The sequence below is a fragment of the Catenovulum sediminis genome (assembly GCF_007289895.1).
In the GTDB taxonomy this organism is placed as follows: Bacteria; Pseudomonadota; Gammaproteobacteria; order Enterobacterales; family Alteromonadaceae; genus Catenovulum; species Catenovulum sediminis.
In genome coordinates this window covers 2,529,670-2,549,791 of record NZ_CP041660.1, presented here as the reverse complement: position 1 = coordinate 2,549,791, position 20,122 = coordinate 2,529,670, and the positions used below count along the sequence as shown (strand labels likewise).

The window sequence follows — 20,122 nt, the reverse complement described above, 5'->3', positions numbered from 1 at the left end:
AATTAAGTGGAACTGGCAGCAGTAATAGCCGCGCTCAAAAATGAAGGCGCAACAAGGATCATCGTAAAGCCACTGGCTAACAATGATAACACTAAACAACAAGTGTATTTGGGCGGTAATTTTGAAGTTATTCAGATGTTACCATCCGGCGAGATATATTCCGCTGGTATCAGCAAAAAAGGTCCTATTTTTAAAGCACCTCTAGATTTTTGGTGGTTAGATAATGAATTCAACTGTGCCAACGCACCCGGTGCTCAACTTATTTTATATCCAAAATATCCAGAAGTCAGATTCAGTGGTTTTTTGAAAAAGTGCCCCACTGCGCCCAGCCATTTGATGCAGCCTCCAACAAAAGATGAACGAGCAGAGCGAGCTAATAAATCTCGTATTTTATTCCTTGGTATTGCTGCAAAACGAATTATCGGATTTACCACTCACTGGGATTCAGCTATATCCCAAGAGATTCTGGATCAGATTGTAGAAAAGAAGCTAGCGCAGATTGAGCAAGAAAAATCTGTTTTTTACGATCTAGTAAATGAGGCCTCAGGTTCAAAATCACGCTTACTTAGCAAACTTACAAATATTTATCAGATGGGAGCTGTCCCCTCACAAAGAATTAAAGAGGGTAACGTTGTGCCCTATGTCGCACAAAACGGAGCAGGTTTTACACTTGAAAGCTTATTTGCAATATCACCTAACGGCAGAGCAGAACCAGACTTTGAAGACTGGGAACTAAAAGCCCATTCAGGTTCAGTTGTTACGCTAATGACACCCGAGCCAAACTGCGGCGAATACAAAGAGTCACTGGAACAGTTTTTACGAAAATACGGTTGGTCGAAAGCCGAAGGGAGAATGGACTTCGCCAGTATTCATAAAAACAATTTAAAAAATGAACGAACTCAGTTGTCATTGATTATGACAGGCTATGATCCAAAAAAAGAAGAAATTACAGATCCGGATGGTGGCCTGCACTTAGTTGATGATAAAGGTAATCTGGCTGCAGGTTGGGGGTTCAGTAAGCTACTGGAACACTGGAAAAAGAAGCATTCGCGAACTTGCTTTGTCAGCTACAAAAAAATAGATGACGGCGATATAAAATTTACATTTGGCCCCAATGTGACATTGGCCGAAGGTGCCAGCCTCAAACGCTTCCTTCAATCTCTGTACGGTCAGGCTATTTATTATGACCCAGGAATCAATATGAAGCTGGTCAATGGCAAGTGGAAACCTAAAAAAAGAAACCAATTCAGAATAAAGTTTAAAGATATTGGTGATTTATATTTGATCGTAAACGACTTAGATTTGGCTAATAGCTAAACTCTTTTAAGAAATGGATAACTGCTAACCCACTAATAGAGCTTCCACTACACACCGCTTGCCCAGGTAGAGTAGGCTAGTACCTTTTCCATTTTATTTTGATGAGTTGAATCTCTTAATCCATCGTAGGCTCGGTGTAGTTTATTTTGCGCCGAGTCTAAGTTGAAGAACCATCTAATTGAGGCTTTGTTAGAATTTCGATTTGTTTCCCCATGCATGCAGTTCGGTATCAGCAGTTGCCCGGAATTTTCGGACAACTTCACTTTCGTTCAATTCCTGATTAGACCGTATTTAAACCTAGCCTAAAACAAAAAAGCGAGCCACTTTTTACAGTCAGCTCGCTTTTGTTTTTTTTAGTTGGGTTGGCTTAAGGGTTAGTTTGCCGCAATCTTAAATACCCCTACTCCGCATAACTCTCTACACTGGGGCAGCTGCATATTAAGTTACGGTCGCCGTATACGTCGTCGATACGGTTTACCGTTGGCCAAAATTTATTGGCTCTGGCTTGTTCGCTTGGAAATACCGCTAATTCTATGCTGTATGCACGGTTCCAGCCGGCTTCGGTAATATCGGCCAGTGTGTGTGGTGCATTTACCAGTGGGTTGTCATCTAGTGGCCATACGCCTTTTTCTACTTGGTCTATTTCTTTGCGAATGGCAATCATGGCTTCTATAAATCGCTCTACTTCACAAAGTGGTTCTGATTCGGTCGGTTCTACCATTAGCGTACCCGCTACCGGAAAACTCATGGTTGGCGCGTGAAATCCGTAGTCCATTAAACGTTTGGCAACGTCCATTTCGCTAATGCCCGAGCTGGCTTTTAACGGGCGCAAATCAATAATGCATTCGTGCGCAACGCGGCCATTTTGCCCTGTATATAAAATAGGGTAATGTTCGGCTAACTTTTTCGCCATGTAGTTGGCACTTAAAATAGCCACTTGGGTTGCTTTGCGTAAACCGCTGGCACCCATTAATGCAATATAAACCCATGAAATCGGTAAAATACCCGCACTGCCCCAAGGCGCAGCCGAAACAGCGCCGTTAGCAACATCTAGCTGGTCAATTTGTACCACTGGGTGGTTTGGTAAAAACGGGGCCAGATGCTCTTTAACACCAATGGGTCCCATACCTGGGCCGCCGCCACCATGTGGTATACAAAATGTTTTGTGCAGGTTTAAATGCGATACGTCAGAGCCGATAAATCCGGGTGAAGTCACGCCAACCTGTGCATTCATGTTGGCGCCGTCCATGTAAACTTGGCCGCCATATTGATGCACGATATCGCAAATTTCACGAATGGTTTGTTCGTATACACCGTGCGTCGATGGGTAGGTAATCATAATGCAGGATAAGTTTTCAGCCAGTTCTTGTGCTTTGCTGCGTAAGTCGGCCAAATCAATATTCCCTTTTTGATCGCACGCAACCACAACAACTTTCATGCCGGCCATTTGTGCGGATGCTGGGTTTGTGCCATGCGCAGAAGATGGAATTAAACAGATGTTTCTGTGATGGTCGCCGCGGCTTTCGTGGTATTTTCTAATTGCTAACAAACCGGCGTATTCACCTTGTGCACCCGAGTTTGGTTGCATGCTTATCGCATCATATCCGGTAATTTCGACTAACCAGTCTGATAGCTGGCGGATCATACGCTGGTAGCCCTGCGCTTGCGAAACCGGTGCAAATGGGTGTAGCTCGGCAAATTCTGGCCAAGTTACGGGGATCATTTCTGCAGTTGCGTTTAATTTCATGGTGCACGAGCCCAGTGAAATCATTGAGTGGTTTAAGCTTAAATCTTTATTTTCTAATGATTTGATATAACGCAGCATTTCAGTTTCTGAGTGGTGCGTATTAAATACCGGATGCGTTAAATAATCGCTGCTACGTACATAGTCTGCCGGTAACCCACTTTTAGACTGGCTGCAAACCAGTTTATCCAGTGCGCTTACATCTAAGCCATGGCCTTCACCAAATACAATGTCAAATAGTTCGGCTACATCGCTTGCGGTTTTGGTTTCGTCAAAACTAACGGCTAACACACCTTCAATATCGGTACGTAAGTTAACACCTGCTTTTTCTGCACGGGCGATAACTTGGGCTCTTTGCTCGCTGACAAAGGTTAATGTGTCAAACCAGTGTTGGTTTTTAATTTCGATGCCTTTGTGTGCAAGGCCGGTTGCAAATAAGCTGGTTAATCGTTCAATGCGTTTAGCAATTCTGTCTAAACCTTTGGGGCCGTGATACACCGCATAAAAAGCGGCCATGTTGGCCAATAATACTTGCGCGGTACATATGTTTGAGTTGGCTTTTTCGCGGCGAATATGTTGCTCGCGCGTTTGTAGTGCCATACGCAGCGCTAGGTTTCCGCGTTTGTCTTTTGATACGCCAATGATGCGGCCGGGTAACGAGCGTTTAAATTTGTCTTTGGTGGCAAAAAATGCGGCATGTGGGCCACCGTAACACATCGGCACACCTAAACGTTGTGCGCTGCCTATTGCAACATCTGCGCCTAATTCTGCTGGTGTTTTAAGCTGAGTCAGTGCTAACAAATCGGTTGCCAGTGTGGTTAAACCTTTGCTGTTGGCAACATGCTCTATGAGTTTTTCAAGCGGGTAAATATCGCCTTGTGTATTCGGGTATTGAAATAATGCACCAAATACATCGTGTTGCAGTACTTCATCTGCTGGTGCGACAACCACGTCAAAACCAAACAATTCTGCCCGTGTGACGACAACATTGATGGTTTGCGGATGCACATCGTTTGCAATAAAAAACAGGTTAGATTTTTTGTTTTTGCTGGTGCGTTTTGCAAATGCCATAGCTTCGGCAGCGGCTGTTGCTTCGTCTAATAGTGACGCGTTGGCAATTTCTAAGCCGGTTAAATCAATCACCATTTGTTGGTAATTTAACAGCGATTGTAAACGCCCTTGCGCAATTTCGGGTTGGTAGGGTGTGTAGGCTGTGTACCAACCTGGGTTTTCTAATACGTTACGTAAAATAACGTTGGGCGTATGTGTTGGGTAGTATCCTAAACCAATGTACGATTTATTAATTTTATTTTGCGAGGCAATTTGTTTTAACCATGCCAAAGTGGCCACTTCGGTTTGCGGCTCACCTAATGATAGGTCGTCGGCCAGTAGGATGTTTTCCGGTACGGTTTGTTTTATTAAATCGTCTAACGACGTTGCACCTAAAGTTGCCAACATATGTTGTTGTTCGGCTACGTCCGGCCCTATATGGCGTTGGATAAAATCATCTCGGTTCTCTAACTGGGTTAAAGATACATGCTCGCTCATTAATCGGTTTTCCTACTCAATATGCTTTTGTTAAGACTTTTTCGTGTCTTAAAAATAAAAAACCCCGGATCATGCCCGAGGTTCCGTCTCAATCTGTTTTTAGCTTATTCGTCGTCTAATGCAGCTTCGTAACCTTCTGCATCTAATAACGAGTCTACTTCGCCCATGTCTTCAACTTTTAATTTGAATAACCAGCCGTCGCCGTATGGGTCGGTGTTTACTAATTCAGGTGAGTCTTCTAATTCTTCGTTCACTTCCACTACTTCACCGGCAATCGGTGAATACACGTCTGAAGCCGCTTTTACTGATTCAACCACTGCAATTTCGTCACCTGCAGTAAAACCAGCGCCTACTTCAGGTAAGTCTACGTGTACTAAGTCGCCTAATAAATCTTGCGCGTGATCACTAATACCAATAGTTACAATTCCGTCACCGTCGTCACGAACCCATTCATGGCTGTCGGCATATTTTAATTCAGCAGGAATATTGCTCATATTCTTTATCCTCAGATCAAATTTAAAAAATCTTTTTTCCATGGCGTACAAACGCAGGTTTTACAACACTCACTGTAACCCACTTTTTACGCATTTCAACTTCTAATTCGTCACCTGCATCTACCGGTACTCGGGCAAATGCAATGCTGTGGCCTAATGTCGGTGAAAAAGTGCCGCTGGTGATTATACCTTCGCCGGCTGCGCAGCGTACTTTGCTGCCCGAGCGCAATACGCCTTTTTCTGTCATCACCACACCAACCAGTTTTTCGGTTTGTTTATTTTTATATTCTGTCAGTGCGGCGCGGCCAATAAAATCGCGATCTTCTGGTTGCCAGGCTATTGTCCAGCCCATGTTGGCGGCAAGTGGCGAAATACTCTCGTCCATATCTTGCCCGTACAAATTCATACCCGCTTCTAAACGCAGGGTATCACGAGCACCTAAACCACAAGGTACAACGCCTGCATCTAATAATTTTTGCCAAAACTCTGCGGCCAGTTCGTTTTCTAATAAAATTTCGTAACCTGCTTCACCGGTATAACCTGTGGTGGCGATAAATAATTCGCCGGCTTGTACGCCGTAAAAAGGTTTCATATTGGCTATCAGGTTTTGTTGTGTTTGGCTGAGTAATCCGGCGACAACTTCAGGTGCTTTTGGCCCTTGTACCGCTATCATTGCCAGATCGGCGCGCTCGTTTAACGTCACATCAAACCCTGCGGTAACTTGGCTTAACCAGGCTAAATCTTTTTCACGGGTGGCTGAGTTAACCACCAAGCGGTAGTCGTTGGCTGCAAAATAATACACGATTAAATCGTCTATTACGCCGCCCTGCTCGTTTAACATGCCCGAGTATAATGCTTTGCCTTGTTCTTTCAGTTTAGCCACGTCGTTGGCTAATAATTTTTGTAAATAAGCGGTGGCGTCTGACCCTTTTACATCCACGACTGTCATGTGTGATACATCAAACATGCCTACATTTTCGCGTACCGCCTGATGCTCTTCAATTTGCGAGCCGTAACGGATTGGCATTTCCCAACCGTGGAAATCAACCATTTTGGCACCAGATTCTAGATGTTTTGCGTGTAGCACTGTTTTATTTGTCATAGTGGGTTGTCTATTCTTTTGCAGGTCAGAATTTCAGGCGGCGGATTATACCTAATATCCGCTCGGCTGAATAGACGAAAAAGTCATGCTTTTGTGGTTATTCGGTATAACACTGTAAATTCAGTTGTTCAGCCAATTGATTTAAGGCACTGGTGTCGATAGAAAGCTGCATTGCATCCAGTACCGTTTGGTTAACATAGTAATCTTGATAACAGGCATATTGGTAGTTTTTTGCTTTGTCTGGATTTAATAATAAATACTTTACGGCCAATAACGTATTTGGGTAGTCTGCATAGCTGGCGATTGCCGAACCAGCCTGAAATGTGCCTGCCGAATAACCTATTGAAATTGTTTTATTTTGAAACATGTATTGCAAGACAACCCGCCCGATAGAGGCGTTAAACAGGTTTTCATCTGGCAAAATCACAAATGCATCAGCGCCTTCTAGCGCACGTTTAATCACATAAAAGGGTTTTAAATTTTCGGCGTTATTTTGATACCAAACAACGTTGCTCAGTTCAGGTTTCCATACCTCTGCGACGCTTTGATCTAAATAGGCAGAGGTCACTTTTTTATCGGCAAAAAAATGCTTTATTAGTTGATGAATACGCTGCGGTGAAGCCTGATTATTGATAAACCGCCATTTATCACAGACGTTGAGCGGTTCTGCACACACCAGCATTTGCAATTTTTTAACCTGATGAATATCAACGCCCATTACTAATACCGAATTCGCTCGGTTGTTTTTAAAGTGTTTTAGATAATGTTGTGCATTGTCAAAACCTGAAATTAATATTGGCAGAGTTTCGCTCATTTCCGGGTAAAATGGCAATATTTCAATTTCAGGTTGCAGTAGTGTTTGCGTGTAAAGTAATTGGCTTTTTGAAAAGTGTTGCTGCGAAAAATAAACGCCAGCCTGTATCACTTGATTAGCCTGAGCAGACAAACAACTGCCTATCAAGCAATAAACCACCAGCTTAAAGATGTTTTTTTTCATTTAGCAGACATTACCCGTTTCGCTTTAAAAGCGTTTGCAGTTATAGTTGATGGTAACATTAAGAATAACTCAATACGTTGTCCGAACCGAAATTAAACTATGTTCAAGCCCAGCATTTTATTTAACGCCATCTTTTTTGCAATTATCCCCAGTATTTTAATGACTATTGGTATTTGTGGTTACATAGTGCACGCAACCAGTGTAGAGCGCGACAACTTAATTGAAGAGCAAGCCAAAAACTTAGTTGATTCAATTGGTTACGCCAGTGAATATAATTTAATCAGTATAAATAAAACCGGCCTGCAAAGTAAACTCAGAGATATTAACGCAACCTCATCGCTCCCCATTGCCAATATTTTAGTGTACGACGATACCGGCGAGTTATTTGTCGCCTCTAACTACACACAAATTAATCATAGTTATAACGAAGCCGACAGTTATGGTGTAAAAATCACGCGCCCAGATAATTTACGATTAATTGTCAGTAGCCCGATTTTTGCATTCGACAATAGTTTTAATCAAACCGCGCAGTGGCAAGGAACCAGCCACACAGCCCACCCAATTGGCCATGTGGTTTTGTTGCTTGATTTATCGGCTGAAACTTACCAGCGTTTTATTACTAATTTAAATTTATTTGTTTTAATTGGTATTGCCGCTTTGTTAACGGCAATGTTGATGATTGCCTTGGTTAATCGGGTGATCAAACCGGTTAAGGCGTTTGTCGAAGCGGTAAAACGTATTGGCAGTGGTGATTTGCGTTATCGCTTAGATATTCCTGTGCAGTATGAATTTAATGAACTCAGAGACGGTATCAATGTGATGGCGGCTCAGTTGCAGCATAACCAGTCAAAATTAGAATCGGAAATTGAAGACGCGACCCGCGATTTACAACAAAACCTGTTATTGGTTGAAGAAAAAAATGCAGAGCTGGATATAGCGCGTAAAGAGGCATTAGAAGCCAGTAAAGTAAAATCGCAATTTTTAGCCACCATGTCGCATGAGGTTAGAACCCCGCTGAATGCAATTGTTGGTTTTACCAAAGAGTTAGAAAAAGCTGAATTACCCGACCCGTACGAAGATTATGTTAAAACCATTAATGCCTCTGCAGATAGCTTAATTGCCATCGTCAATGATGTACTAGATTTCTCGAAAATCGAAGCGGGCAAAATGGAACTTGACCACTCGGCGTTTAATTTGCTACGCACGGTTGAGGAAGTCACCAAATTAATGGCGCGCGATGCATTTGCTAAAGGCTTAGTGTTTTCAGTTGAATCTGATGCATTGCCGATTGCTGCAATTGGCGATCGCCACAGATTTAAACAAATATTGTCTAATTTACTGTCTAACGCCATTAAATTTACGCCCAAAGGGTTTGTCATTCTTCGCCTAAAAATCAACTCTGTATCTGAAAGCCAGCATATGCTGACGGTTGAAATTCAGGACTCAGGTATTGGTATCAGTAAAGATAAACAAAGCAAACTTTTTAAAGCCTTTCATCAGGCCGATGCCAGTACCACCCGCAAATATGGCGGTACCGGTTTAGGGCTTGCAATCACACATGGGTTGGTCAGCAAGATGAATGGTAAATTAAGCATTGAAAGTTCACTGGGTAAAGGCTCTACTTTTACCTTGAGTTTGCCAATTACCACATCTAAACCTAACCGCGTTGAAAAACTCTCTCGTTTAAATAAAGCCTTGATACTTGATCCGCACACAGTCGCGTACACAGGGTATCGTATGTTATTTCAACAACTGGGGATCGCTGCCGATATTTATTCAGAAATTGATGATTGGGAAAACCAGCTCAGACAACAGGATAATTACGATTTAATTGTGATTGCCAGTGATTCTGATGAAGAGTCGCTTGAATTATTGCCATTGCAGGCCGCATACGCTGCTAAACAACAAACGGCTGCTTTAGTTGTGTTGGCAGTGCCCTTGTATACCTCACTGCCTGAAACACATAAATCTTTGTTGGGTGACTGGCCGGTCACCGAAAAGCCCTTCACTTTCAGTAAGCTTGAACAGGTTTGGTCACAACACAACAAATTATCCTGGCTTGCCGAAGAAGACGATACTGAGGTTGTCGATATTTCAGCCAATCAGTCCGAACAAGGGCGGATAAAAATGCTGGCGGTTGACGACAATGAAACCAATTTAAAATTATTGTCCGCGATACTGCGCAAAGGTCGTGTTAATTTAACCACCACCTTTTCCGGTAAAGATGCCTGCCGCATTGCTGAAGAGGAAGAATTTGATTTAATTTTAATGGATGTGCAAATGCCAGAAATGGACGGCATTCAAACCACCGCCAAAATTAGACAAGGCATTTTAAACAAGCACACGCCTATCATCGCGTTTACCGCTCATGCTTTTAAAGAAGAAAGAGAAAAGTTACTGCGCAGTGGTATGGATGACTACCTTGCCAAACCCATCGACATGGTTAAATTTAACCAATTAGTCAATAAATGGGTGGTTGGTGCGTCTGAACAAAACATAAAACCACAAACTAAAGCGCAAGTTGATAATGAAAAACGCGGTATCGATTGGACACTTGCTCTGCAAAAAGCCAACAACAATCACGAAATTGCGGTAGAAATGTTAACCATGTTGGCATCGACCTTTGATGATGTTGAGCGCGACATTAAACATGCCGCAAGTCAAAATGATTTTGCAACCCTGTTAGATGTTGTTCATAAGTTTCATGGCTCTACCTGCTATTCTGGTGTGCCTTACTTACGTTCGCTGGCCAATAATTTAGAGTCTCAATTGAAAAAAGATGTGCATATTAATGTAGATGAATTAATCGAAAGTCTGTTGCAAGAAATGCAAGTTGTTAAAAATGGGTTGGCTGAATTGCAGAGCAAAAGTTAAAGAAAATATATCTTTATAACTAGAACGAATAAAAAATTAGTATTTATTCTTTCCAGTTATCGTTATCCCATCTAAGCTATACCGCTCAATCAAGTCACGGATTTTTGGGAATATGTCTTCGCAAAACACAGAACTGTCAAGCCCTTTGGCAGCTGAGCAATTAACTCAGCTTAATAAAATTACGGCAAGCATGTCAACAAACCAGTTAGCATGGGTAAGTGGGTACCTATATGGTTTGTCACAAGCTGGTGCGCCGTCAGCAGGTTCATCTGCACCCGCAGCGCCAACAGAAATGCCAACTTTAACCGTGTTATTCGGCTCACAAACCGGCAACGCAAAAGGTGTCGCTCAACAAGCTGCAGCTGCTGCAGAAGCCGCAGGATTAAAAGTTCGCTGTGTATCAATGGCAGACTATAAACCTAAAGAGCTTAAAGGTGAGACGCACGTTCTTATCACCAGTTGTACACAAGGTGAAGGCGATCCACCAGATGACGCTATTGAATTCCACGAATTTTTAGCCAGCAAAAAAGCACCTAAACTAGAAGGTGTTAAATATTCTGTTTTGGCTTTAGGGGATTCTTCTTACGAATTTTTCTGCCAAACCGGTAAAGATTTCGATGAAAGATTCGCTAAATTAGGTGCGACTTCTGTTGAACCACGTGTTGACTGTGACGTTGAATACGAAACAGATGCAGCCGGTTGGGTTGAGCGTGCTGTCAGCGCTATAGCCAAAGATATTAAAGCAAATAGCGCAAGCCAAGTAACGGTTTCAGCAGCGGCTACACCAACGGCAACGACTTCACAGTACAATAAAAAGAACCCGTTTACCGCGACCTTAGAAACAAATCAAAAAATTACAGGCCGCAACTCAGTTAAAGATATTCGTCATTTCGAAATTTCTTTAGAAGGTTCGGGTTTAACATACAAAGCAGGCGATTCTTTAGGTATTTGGTTTAGAAACGATGAAAAAATCGTTGACGAAATCATTGCTAAATTGTCGTTAGATGCAGATGCAAGCATCAGCGTTGATGACCAAACGGTTAGCTTAAAAGAAGCGTTAACCCGTTATTACGAGTTAACATTAAGCCACCCGGGTTTTGTTGCAAAATACGCAGAAGCGGCCAAAATTGAAGCGTTAACTAAACTGGCAGAAGACAGACATGCGTTACGCGAATATTTAGAAGCACGTCAAATTATCGATATCGTGCGTGAACATCCAGTAGAATTAGCCGCTGAGCAGTTTGTTGCTTGTTTACGTCGATTAACGCCAAGATTGTATTCTATTGCCTCTAGCCAAGCAGATGTTGACGAAGAAGTGCATTTAACAGTTGCGGTTGTTAAATACGAAGCGTTTGGTGAAGAACACTATGGCGGTGCGTCTGGTTTCTTGGCAGAGCGTTTAGAAGAAGGTGGTGAAGTAGATGTGTTTGTGGAACACAGTCACTTTAGATTGCCAGAAGATAATTCGCCGGTCATCATGGTAGGTCCGGGGACAGGTGTTGCGCCTTTCCGTGCCTTTATGCAGGAAATCGATGCAAATGATCGCGAAAACGACACTTGGTTGTTCTTTGGTAATCCAACCTTTACAGAAGACTTTTTGTATCAGGTCGAATGGCAAGATTATTTAAAACGTAATGTATTAAATAAAATTAATTTGGCTTTCTCGCGCGATCAAAAAGACAAAATTTATGTGCAGCATCGTTTATTAGAAAAAGCAGCCGATGTTTGGGCATGGTTAGAAAAAGGTGCTTACTTCTATGTTTGTGGTGATGCGACCCACATGGCAAAAGATGTACATGAAGCTTTAATTACCATTATCGAGCAGCAAGGCGGGAAAACCCGTGAAGATGCCGAAGCCTATGTGAACGAATTGCGTAAAAACAAACGCTATCAGAGAGATGTCTACTAATGAGTGAAAAAAAATTAGCCGCTAACGAATACTTAAAAATTAACAGTAATTATCTGCGTGGCACACTTGAAGAAAGTCTAGCTGATATCACCACTGGCGCGGTTGCAGACGATGATACGCAGATAACCAAATTCCACGGTTTCTACATGCAAGACGATCGTGATATTCGTAACGAGCGTAAAAAGCAGAAGTTAGAACCCAAACACACATTCATGTTACGTGCTCGGATTCCGGGTGGTGTAATTGGTATGGATCAATGGTTGGCCATTGATGAAATCGCAAAAGAGTTAACAGACTATAACTCTATTCGATTAACAACACGCCAAACGTTTCAGTACCATGGTATTTTAAAACGTGATTTAAAACCGCTAATTAAAGGTTTATATCAGGTTAAGTTAGACTCAATTGCCGCCTGTGGTGACGTAAACCGTAATGTTATGGCAACCACTAACCCAATTCAGTCGCAGCTACAAAAAGACGTGTACGAATGGTCCGTTAAAATTTCTGAGCATTTATTGCCAAAAACACGTGCCTATTACGAGTTGTGGTTAGACGAAGAAAAAATCGAAACGTCAGCCGATACTGAGCAAGAACCTGTATATGGCCAAACTTACTTACCGCGTAAGTTTAAAATTGCCGTTGCTGTACCACCGTATAACGATGTGGATATCAGCGCCAACGATTTAAGCTTTATCGCCATTGAAGATGAAAATGGTGGTTTAGCTGGCTTTAACGTAGCGGCAGGTGGTGGTATGGGTTCTACCCATGGTGATGTAAACACCTACCCTCAGTTAACGCGTGTGTTAGGTTTTATCAAACCAGAAGACACATTAGATTTTGCACAAGCGGTTATGTTAACGCAGCGTGATAACGGTAACCGTTATGACAGAAAACGTGCGCGTACTAAATATACAGTTGATGATATGGGTGTAGATGCATTCCGTGAAGCAACTGAAAAACATGCTGGTAAGAAATTTGAACCTGCACGCCCTTACGAGTTTACCAGTCAGGCAGACCGATTTGGTTGGGTACAAGACATCAATGGCAAATGGCATTTAACGGTCTTTTTAGAAGCTGGCCGTATTGTCGATGATGAAACACGCACGGTAAAAACCGCACTTCGTGAAATAGCTAAAGTTCACAAAGGCGAATACCGCATGACGGCTAATCAAAACATTATGATTTCTAATGTCGCAGAAGAAGACAAAGCCGAAATTGAAGGCATGTGCCACAAGTTTGGTTTGTTGGGTAAAGTTATCTCGCCGATTATGCAAAACAGCATTGCTTGTGTAGCCTTACCTACTTGTGCATTGGCAATGGCTGAGTCTGAGCGTTATTTACCACGTCTTATCGAAAAGTTTGATGTACTTGCTGAAAAACACGGCATTGCAGAGCAAGAAATTGTGACGCGTATGACGGGTTGCCCGAACGGTTGTGGTCGTCCGTTTTTAGCGGAAATCGGCATGGTGGGTAAAGGTCCGGGTAAATACAATTTATATCTAGGTGCAGATGGCCGTGGTACACGATTAAACCAAATGTACAAAGAGAATATCGGTGAAGAAGAAATTTTAGCGGTAATCGATGAGTTATTTGCTCGCTACAGTAAAGAACGTGAAGCAGATGAGCGTTTTGGCGACTATGTAGTGCGCGCTGGCTTTGTTAACCCTGTTTATGACGGTCGTGAGTTCCATGCCAACAACTGATTTTACGCAATTACTGACTGCTAAAAAATCTGAGCAAGCTCAAGCATTAGAAAATATCAATGCTGAGCTTGAGAAGATGACACCGCAGCAAAGAGTTGAATGGGCCGCGGAAAATTTACCGCAGCCTCAAATTTTGTCTTCCAGCTTCGGAATTCAAGCAGCGGTAATGCTTAACTTGGTCAATACAGCCGTACCGGGCATTCCTGTTGTGTTAACCGACACAGGTTATTTGTTTCCGGAAACCTATGAGTTTATTGATCAGTTAACCGAGCGCTTGCAACTAAATCTTAAAGTTTATCGTGCCCCTTGGAGTTCAGCGTGGCAAGAACAGCGCTGGGGTAAACTTTGGGAGCAAGGTGTTGAGGGTATTGAAAAATACAACCAAATCAACAAAGTTGAACCGATGAAACAGGCACTGGAAGAGTTGGATGCAAAAGTTTGGTATACCGGTTTGCGCCGCGATCAGGCAAGCTCAAGAGCCAACCTGCCGGTGTTGCAAATTAGTGCCGGACGTTTTAAATTTTATCCCATCATTGATTGGACAAACAAAGACGTTCATTATTACCTGAAAGAGCATAACCTGCCGTATCACCCATTGTGGGATCAAGGTTATGTTTCAGTAGGTGACTGGCATACATCGCGCCCACTCGAGCTGGGTATGACAGAAGAAGAAACGCGCTTCTTTGGTTTAAAACGCGAATGTGGATTACATGAAGGCGGAAGCGGTATTTAATGCGGATTCGTTAAATCCTCACCCAGTGTCATTTACGCAATTCTAAGACGCCCGCTATAATAAACGCGGGCGTTTTTTATTTATAAGCAGCAAATAGGTTTCAGCATGGAACAATTTCCCATCTTTCTTAATTTAGATAATTTCCCGTGTGCCGTAGTTGGTGGCGGAGATGTCGCATATCGTAAAGCCTGTGCACTGTTAAAAGCCAAAGCACAATTAACCATCATTGCACCGGATATTTGCCAAGAGTTAGCGGAACTCATTGCTGAACAAAACATTGAACATATCGCTCAGGTTTGGACACCCAATTTAATTGCCGACATGCGTTTGGTGGTCGCGGCAACCGATGATGAAACCGTCAATACAAAAATTTACGAATATTGTGAAGCCCATAAAATTTTAATTAATGCGGTCGATCAACCTGCCATTTGTCGTTATACCACACCCTCTATTGTTGACCGCTCACCTATTTTAATCGCAATTTCATCCGCGGGTATGAGCCCTGTTTTGGCGCGCCGCATTCGCGCTATGATTGAAACCGCCCTGCCCAAGTCGATTGCTGAAATAGCTGAATATGCAGGTTCTATTCGAGGCAAGATTAAACAAGCATTCGGCAGCATTAATGAGCGCCGTTTGTTTTGGGAGAAGTTTTTTACCAGTTCAATTATGAGCCGTTTTAAACAAATGTCTGAACAAGACAAAACCCAACTGGTTGATACTTTAATTAATGGCGCTGAAACACAAGGCGAAGTTTGGCTAGTGGGCGCTGGTCCAGGTGATCCTGAGCTGTTAAGCATTAAAGCATTGCAAAAAATGCAATTGGCTGACGTGGTGGTTTATGATCGTTTGGTTTCGTCTAGCATTTTAGATTTAGCACGCAAAGATGCAGATTTTATTTGTGTTGGTAAACAAAAAAGCCTGCATTTAAAGCAGCAGGAAGAAATTAATGATCTGTTAGTGCGTTTAGCAAAAGAAGGCAAAAAAGTCTGCCGCTTAAAAGGTGGCGACCCGTTTATTTTTGGCCGCGGCGGTGAAGAATTAGAAACTTTGGTTGAAGCACACATTCCGTTTCAGGTGATCCCAGCGGTAACCGCTGCAGCCGGCTGCGCGAGTTATGCCGGTATCCCGTTAACCCACAGAGACTATGCGCGTAAGGTGGTTTTTGTAACGGGGCAAAACAGTATCGCCGGTGAAGAGCCTGATTGGGCATCCTTGGTTCAGCCCTATCAAACTTTAGTGATTTATATGGGGGTGGGTAAATCGGCACAAGTGCAGCAAGGTCTCATTGCAGCTGGTATGCAAAGCGATATGCCCGTTGCGATAGTTGAAAATGGCACGACAACACAGCAAAAAGTACACACTTGCTTATTATCAGAACTGACCGACCTGCACCAAAGCAAAAAAATCGGCTCCCCTGCTTTGTTGATAATTGGTCATGTTGTTAAATTGCAGCAGCAATTAAATTGGTTTGATACGCAAGATGACAACTCAACCCCCGCATTTAAGAATTACTTAATTAAATAATAGGTCGGGCGACAATTGTGGGTCGTCCTTTAGGGCGACAACGTGCATTATGCAAGATTTGTCGGGCTGAAGCCGCGACCTACATTATAGCTACAAGTTTCAAGTTTCAAGTTTCAAGTTTCAAGTTTCAAGTTTCAAGTTTCAAGTTTCAAGTTTCACAATCAGTGTAGGTCGACCCTTTAGGGCGACAATTGTGGGTCGTCCCTTTAGGGCGACATTTTGCATGCTGCAAGATTTGTCGGGCTGAAGCCACGACCTACATTATAGCTACAAGTTTCAAGTTTCAAGTTTCAAGTTTCAAGTTTCAAGTTTCAAGTTTCAAGTTTCAAGTTTCACAATCAGTGTAGGTCGACCCTTTAGGGCGACAATTGTGGGTCGTCCCTTTAGGGCGACATTTTGCATGCTGCAAGATTTGTCGGGCTGAAGCCACGACCTACATTATAGCTACGAGCTGTGTAGGTCGGCCCTTTAGGGCGACAATTGTGGGTCGTCCTTTAGGGCGACAAATGTAGGGCGACATTTGTGCATGATTCAAGATTTGTCGGGCTGAAGCCGCGACCTACATTACCAACGCTCGAAACTCGTAGCTCGTAGCTCGTAGCTCCTCGCTTTACGATAATTCAAATGCGGGCGCTAGCGTCGCGGCAAGCTGTTCGACATATGCGGCGTTGAGCTCGCATGCAATCAAACGAGATAACTCATTACCACTTTGTGTCAATTTATAATAAGTTAAAACCTGACCACCAGTTTTAACACTTAATCGTAATCTTTTAGCGCCACCTTCTAGTTCAATAATTTGACCAGCCTCCATGCTCGATTCAATTTCACTGGCGTAAATTAAATTTAAATCAATCAAACTCAACAAATCAGGGTAACTTAAACCAAACTTACTTAAGTTTACGTTTTTCGATTTGCGCGGATGTAGCAAACCAAACCACACGGGCAGCGCATAACATCCGGTTAAAATACGCGCGCCATATTCTTGTTTATCACGCACTAAAATCGCACAGGCAGATTGAAAAACAATGGCCTCTCGATGAGTCATTTGCTTTAAAGTAGATAGTGAACGCAGTGAAAAACTACCAGGTCTGAGGGTTTGCATCGCTAATATTTTACCCCACAACCTTTGCATGGGTTGCGAAAAAATAGATTCTGCCATTTCAAAAAACTGAAATAGCCAGTCTGGGTCAACTTCTTCGTTTGGCTCTCGCTCGTCAACATAACTTAACGCTTGCTGCATAATATTTTCTAAATTTTGCTGCTTACGGGCTGCATTAATACGCTCTCTGCGCGCAGCGCGCTGCTCAATCGTTAAATTACCTTCACGGGTATTTCCGGCAACGGCATATCGATGCGCTATTTGACTTAATATGTAAGCAGCACTGTGGTTGTGTGTATGCGCTTGCACACGGGGGGACACCGTTTCTTGCTGTTTATTAACAACTTTCGGCGCTTTAGTGGCACTGCTTTCCTTTAAATTGTCAGGTAATGGCGTGTTTCGTAACGCATCAGTTTTCATATTAAAAGTCACACCAGCTTATTCTTAAGAGCATTAAATAATACTAAGATATAAATTCAGCGAAGTCATTTTCAACCTCAATCCCGCGCAAATGTGTCAAAAAACACCATGATAAACACCCCCTACTCTGATATCTGCTAAAGTAATATTGTGAATGCTTTCTTTGGGCATATTGACCTCAACAATTCTTATTATATTAGGCTATACTTATTTAAAATACAGATAAACGGGCTGTATTGCCTCGCTAATTATCGGCTTACTGCACAGGTAAAAAATGAATCCAGACAAATTAGATGACGTTATTTTATTTGCCGACGACGATGATGACGATTTAGTCAGCAGTCAAACAGAGCCAGATAAAGCATGGCATATTTTAGTTGTTGATGATGATGCGGAAATTCACACCGTAACGCAGCTGGCGTTAAATGGTTTAACCACGCTGGGTAAACCATTGTATTTTGGGCATGCTTATTCAGGTAAAGAATCCATTGAGTATATACAAGATCACGAAGATGTTGCGGTCATCTTAATGGATGTTGTGATGGAACATGAAAATGCGGGATTAGATGCGGTTAAAAGTATTCGTGAATCACTCGGACAAAAAAAGGTGCGTATTATTTTACGCACTGGGCAACCTGGTTATGCACCAGAAGAAACGGTCGTTCAACAATACGATATTAACGACTATAAAACCAAAACAGAACTGACCCGCAGCAAGCTAGTCACTACACTGATATCCGCCATTCGTGGATACGAACAAATTCGGCAAATTGAAGAAAGTAAAGTTCAGCTTGAATCAATTATTGAATCGTGTGTACATATTCAACAACAAGATCCTGAAAAATTTTGCTACGAAGTTTTCAACGCACTGAATAACTTATTGGGTGTGGAAGCCCAAGGATTAATTTGTTTACGCCCCCTGCAAGATGAAAACCGCAAACGCCCGTTTATTTTAAGTGCCACTGCCAACTACCAAGAGTGCAGTAATTTATTGATTGAAAATATCGATAGTGGGCGCATTATCCATCAAGTCTCTCAATGTTTAAGCCAGCAAGCGCATCAAATTAACGACGCAGATGCAACGCTATTTGTGCGTAATAAAAAGTTTTTTGCGGCTATTTATCTAGATAGCGGCCTCAACAAAGAAACCTGTAGCGAGCAGTTACTCAATGTACTGTTAAGTAATATTGCCGTTAGTTTAGAGAATGTTCAGTTATTCCAGGAACTGAAAAACACCGCTTACAAGGACAGTTTGACGGGGTTGTCGAACCGCACTGACTTTATTCGCATGTTAGATAGATATGTTGATGATACTAGCCTGGGTGACACGGCGGTCCTTATCGATCTCACTCACTTTGCCGACATTAATGACGGATTGGGGCAAGAAATAGGTAATAAACTACTCATCGCTTGCGCCGAACGGTTACAAGAAAAATATGCTAAAAACAGCAAGCTTGCACGTGTCAGTGCCGATGTGTTTGGCATTATCGGCCATAAAATGATAGTTAATCCGGACCATATCTTAGAGTTATTCAGATATCCGCTAAAAGTAGATGACCAAAGAATTCCAGTGCACTTTAGCATGGGATTTTGCGAGCGAGATCCCAGTGATAAAACAGGTTTGCGTGTACTTAAACATGCCGACATTGCACTTAATCACGCAAAAAAAGATACGCAACAATGTTTTGCTTATTTCTCTGATGTGATGGAACAAAAAACAGCTTGGCGTTTAGGCATGGCGCATCAACTCAGAGAAGATTTTGAAGCTGATAAACTTCAGGTATGGTTTCAACCTCAATTAGACCTGGCCAGCCATAAAATTATGGGATTTGAAGCGCTACTGCGCTGGCCCAAAATTGAAGGTGGCATGATAGAGCCAGAAGTCTTTGTGCCCCTTGCAGAACACTCTGGTTTGATGGTGGATATTGGTAACTGGGTAGTCGAAGAATCTTGCAGGCAACTTAAAAAGCTAGAAGATAAAGGTTTTAAAAATATCCGTATATCGGTCAACGTATCGATGGCTCAATTTAAAAACCCGAACTTTGTACCGACCATTATTGACACCATCCACAGTTTTGATGTGCGTGCTGAGTCAATTGAGCTTGAAATAACAGAATCTGTCCTGATGAATAATCCAGCGACGGTTATTGAAGCCCTGACCTTGCTAAAAGCAGAAGGTATTCAAGTTTCATTGGATGATTTTGGTACCGGATTTTCTTCACTCAACTACCTTCACCAACTGCCACTTGACCGGATGAAAATAGATAGAGCATTTGTACGCGATATTTTAAGTAAAAATGGTGAAGTGATTGTACAAACTGTTTTAGAGCTGGGTAAAAAATTAGGCTTACATACAATCGCAGAAGGCGTTGAAGAAATGGTGCAAGAGAGAAGGCTTGTTGATATGGGGTGCGAAGAAGTGCAAGGTTATCTTTATGCTCGGCCATTGGCCCCTGAACAAGTACAGGATTTTGTCATGGAGCACCAAAAAAGCTTAAGTTAACACTAATGCGCACCGGAGCCCGAAAATTAGACTAAGCAAACATTGACATCTCATGTCAATAACACCAAAATAACAGCCTACGTAACTCTTGCGTACAGAAATACGTAAAAAACGCATCAATTTGTTTAACTAGTGCGTGATAAAGGGTTAGCAAA

General features: G+C 42.4%; 12 protein-coding genes. 7 read left to right on the top strand and 5 right to left on the bottom strand.

Features of this window, described 5'->3' with window-relative positions:
• Nucleotides 1-6: 6 nt before the first annotated feature.
• Nucleotides 7-1,317, top strand: coding sequence for an MvaI/BcnI family restriction endonuclease (locus FNT16_RS10465; protein ID WP_143871535.1), 1,311 nt, complete (start codon nucleotides 7-9; stop codon nucleotides 1,315-1,317).
• 400 nt (nucleotides 1,318-1,717) lie between these two features.
• Here the strand turns inward: FNT16_RS10465 and gcvP are convergent, their stop codons facing one another.
• From gcvP to FNT16_RS10445, 4 genes are all read right to left on the bottom strand, one after another.
• Nucleotides 1,718-4,609 carry an aminomethyl-transferring glycine dehydrogenase gene (gene gcvP, locus FNT16_RS10460; RefSeq protein WP_143871534.1) on the bottom strand — a complete coding sequence of 964 codons (2,892 nt, stop codon included), beginning with the start codon at nucleotides 4,607-4,609 and terminating at the stop codon, nucleotides 1,718-1,720.
• 104 nt (nucleotides 4,610-4,713) lie between these two features.
• Nucleotides 4,714-5,103 carry a glycine cleavage system protein GcvH gene (gcvH, locus tag FNT16_RS10455; protein ID WP_143871533.1) on the bottom strand — a complete coding sequence of 130 codons (390 nt, stop codon included), beginning with the start codon at nucleotides 5,101-5,103 and terminating at the stop codon, nucleotides 4,714-4,716.
• A 22-nt stretch (nucleotides 5,104-5,125) separates the two neighbouring features.
• Nucleotides 5,126-6,205, bottom strand: a complete 1,080-nt coding sequence (gene gcvT / locus FNT16_RS10450; RefSeq protein ID WP_143871532.1) for a glycine cleavage system aminomethyltransferase GcvT — start codon at nucleotides 6,203-6,205, stop codon at nucleotides 5,126-5,128.
• Nucleotides 6,206-6,302: 97 nt separating this feature from the next.
• The gene (locus FNT16_RS10445; protein WP_143871531.1) at nucleotides 6,303-7,202 is read right to left on the bottom strand and encodes a hypothetical protein; all 900 of its coding nucleotides are present in this window, start codon (nucleotides 7,200-7,202) and stop codon (nucleotides 6,303-6,305) included.
• A 99-nt stretch (nucleotides 7,203-7,301) separates the two neighbouring features.
• Here FNT16_RS10445 and FNT16_RS10440 point away from each other — a divergent pair, with 99 nt between their 5' ends.
• The 5 genes from FNT16_RS10440 (at nucleotide 7,302) to cysG (ending at nucleotide 15,945) form a co-directional block, all read left to right on the top strand.
• Nucleotides 7,302-10,076, top strand: a complete 2,775-nt coding sequence (locus tag FNT16_RS10440; protein WP_246072198.1) for an ATP-binding protein — start codon at nucleotides 7,302-7,304, stop codon at nucleotides 10,074-10,076.
• 112 nt (nucleotides 10,077-10,188) lie between these two features.
• A complete protein-coding gene (locus FNT16_RS10435; RefSeq protein ID WP_143871530.1) occupies nucleotides 10,189-11,985 on the top strand; it encodes an assimilatory sulfite reductase (NADPH) flavoprotein subunit in 1,797 nt (598 codons plus the stop codon).
• Nucleotides 11,985-13,688, top strand: a complete 1,704-nt coding sequence (gene cysI / locus FNT16_RS10430) for an assimilatory sulfite reductase (NADPH) hemoprotein subunit (RefSeq protein ID WP_143871529.1) — start codon at nucleotides 11,985-11,987, stop codon at nucleotides 13,686-13,688. The genes FNT16_RS10435 and cysI overlap by 1 nt, the downstream gene beginning before the upstream one ends.
• Nucleotides 13,675-14,421: a phosphoadenylyl-sulfate reductase gene (locus FNT16_RS10425; protein ID WP_143871528.1), complete on the top strand. Its 747-nt coding sequence runs from the start codon at nucleotides 13,675-13,677 to the stop codon at nucleotides 14,419-14,421. The genes cysI and FNT16_RS10425 overlap by 14 nt, the downstream gene beginning before the upstream one ends.
• A gap of 105 nt (nucleotides 14,422-14,526) precedes the next feature.
• Nucleotides 14,527-15,945 (top strand): siroheme synthase CysG, encoded by a 1,419-nt coding sequence (cysG, locus tag FNT16_RS10420; RefSeq protein WP_143871527.1) that lies wholly within the window; start codon nucleotides 14,527-14,529, stop codon nucleotides 15,943-15,945.
• Between the two features lie 610 nt (nucleotides 15,946-16,555).
• Here the strand turns inward: cysG and FNT16_RS10415 are convergent.
• The gene (locus FNT16_RS10415) at nucleotides 16,556-17,464 is read right to left on the bottom strand and encodes a TIGR03899 family protein (protein WP_143871526.1); all 909 of its coding nucleotides are present in this window, start codon (nucleotides 17,462-17,464) and stop codon (nucleotides 16,556-16,558) included.
• Nucleotides 17,465-17,738: 274 nt separating this feature from the next.
• Between FNT16_RS10415 and FNT16_RS10410 the strand changes: the two genes are divergently transcribed.
• On the top strand, nucleotides 17,739-19,967 hold the full coding sequence (locus tag FNT16_RS10410; RefSeq protein ID WP_143871525.1) for a bifunctional diguanylate cyclase/phosphodiesterase: 2,229 nt from the start codon (nucleotides 17,739-17,741) through the stop codon (nucleotides 19,965-19,967).
• Nucleotides 19,968-20,122: the final 155 nt, after the last annotated feature.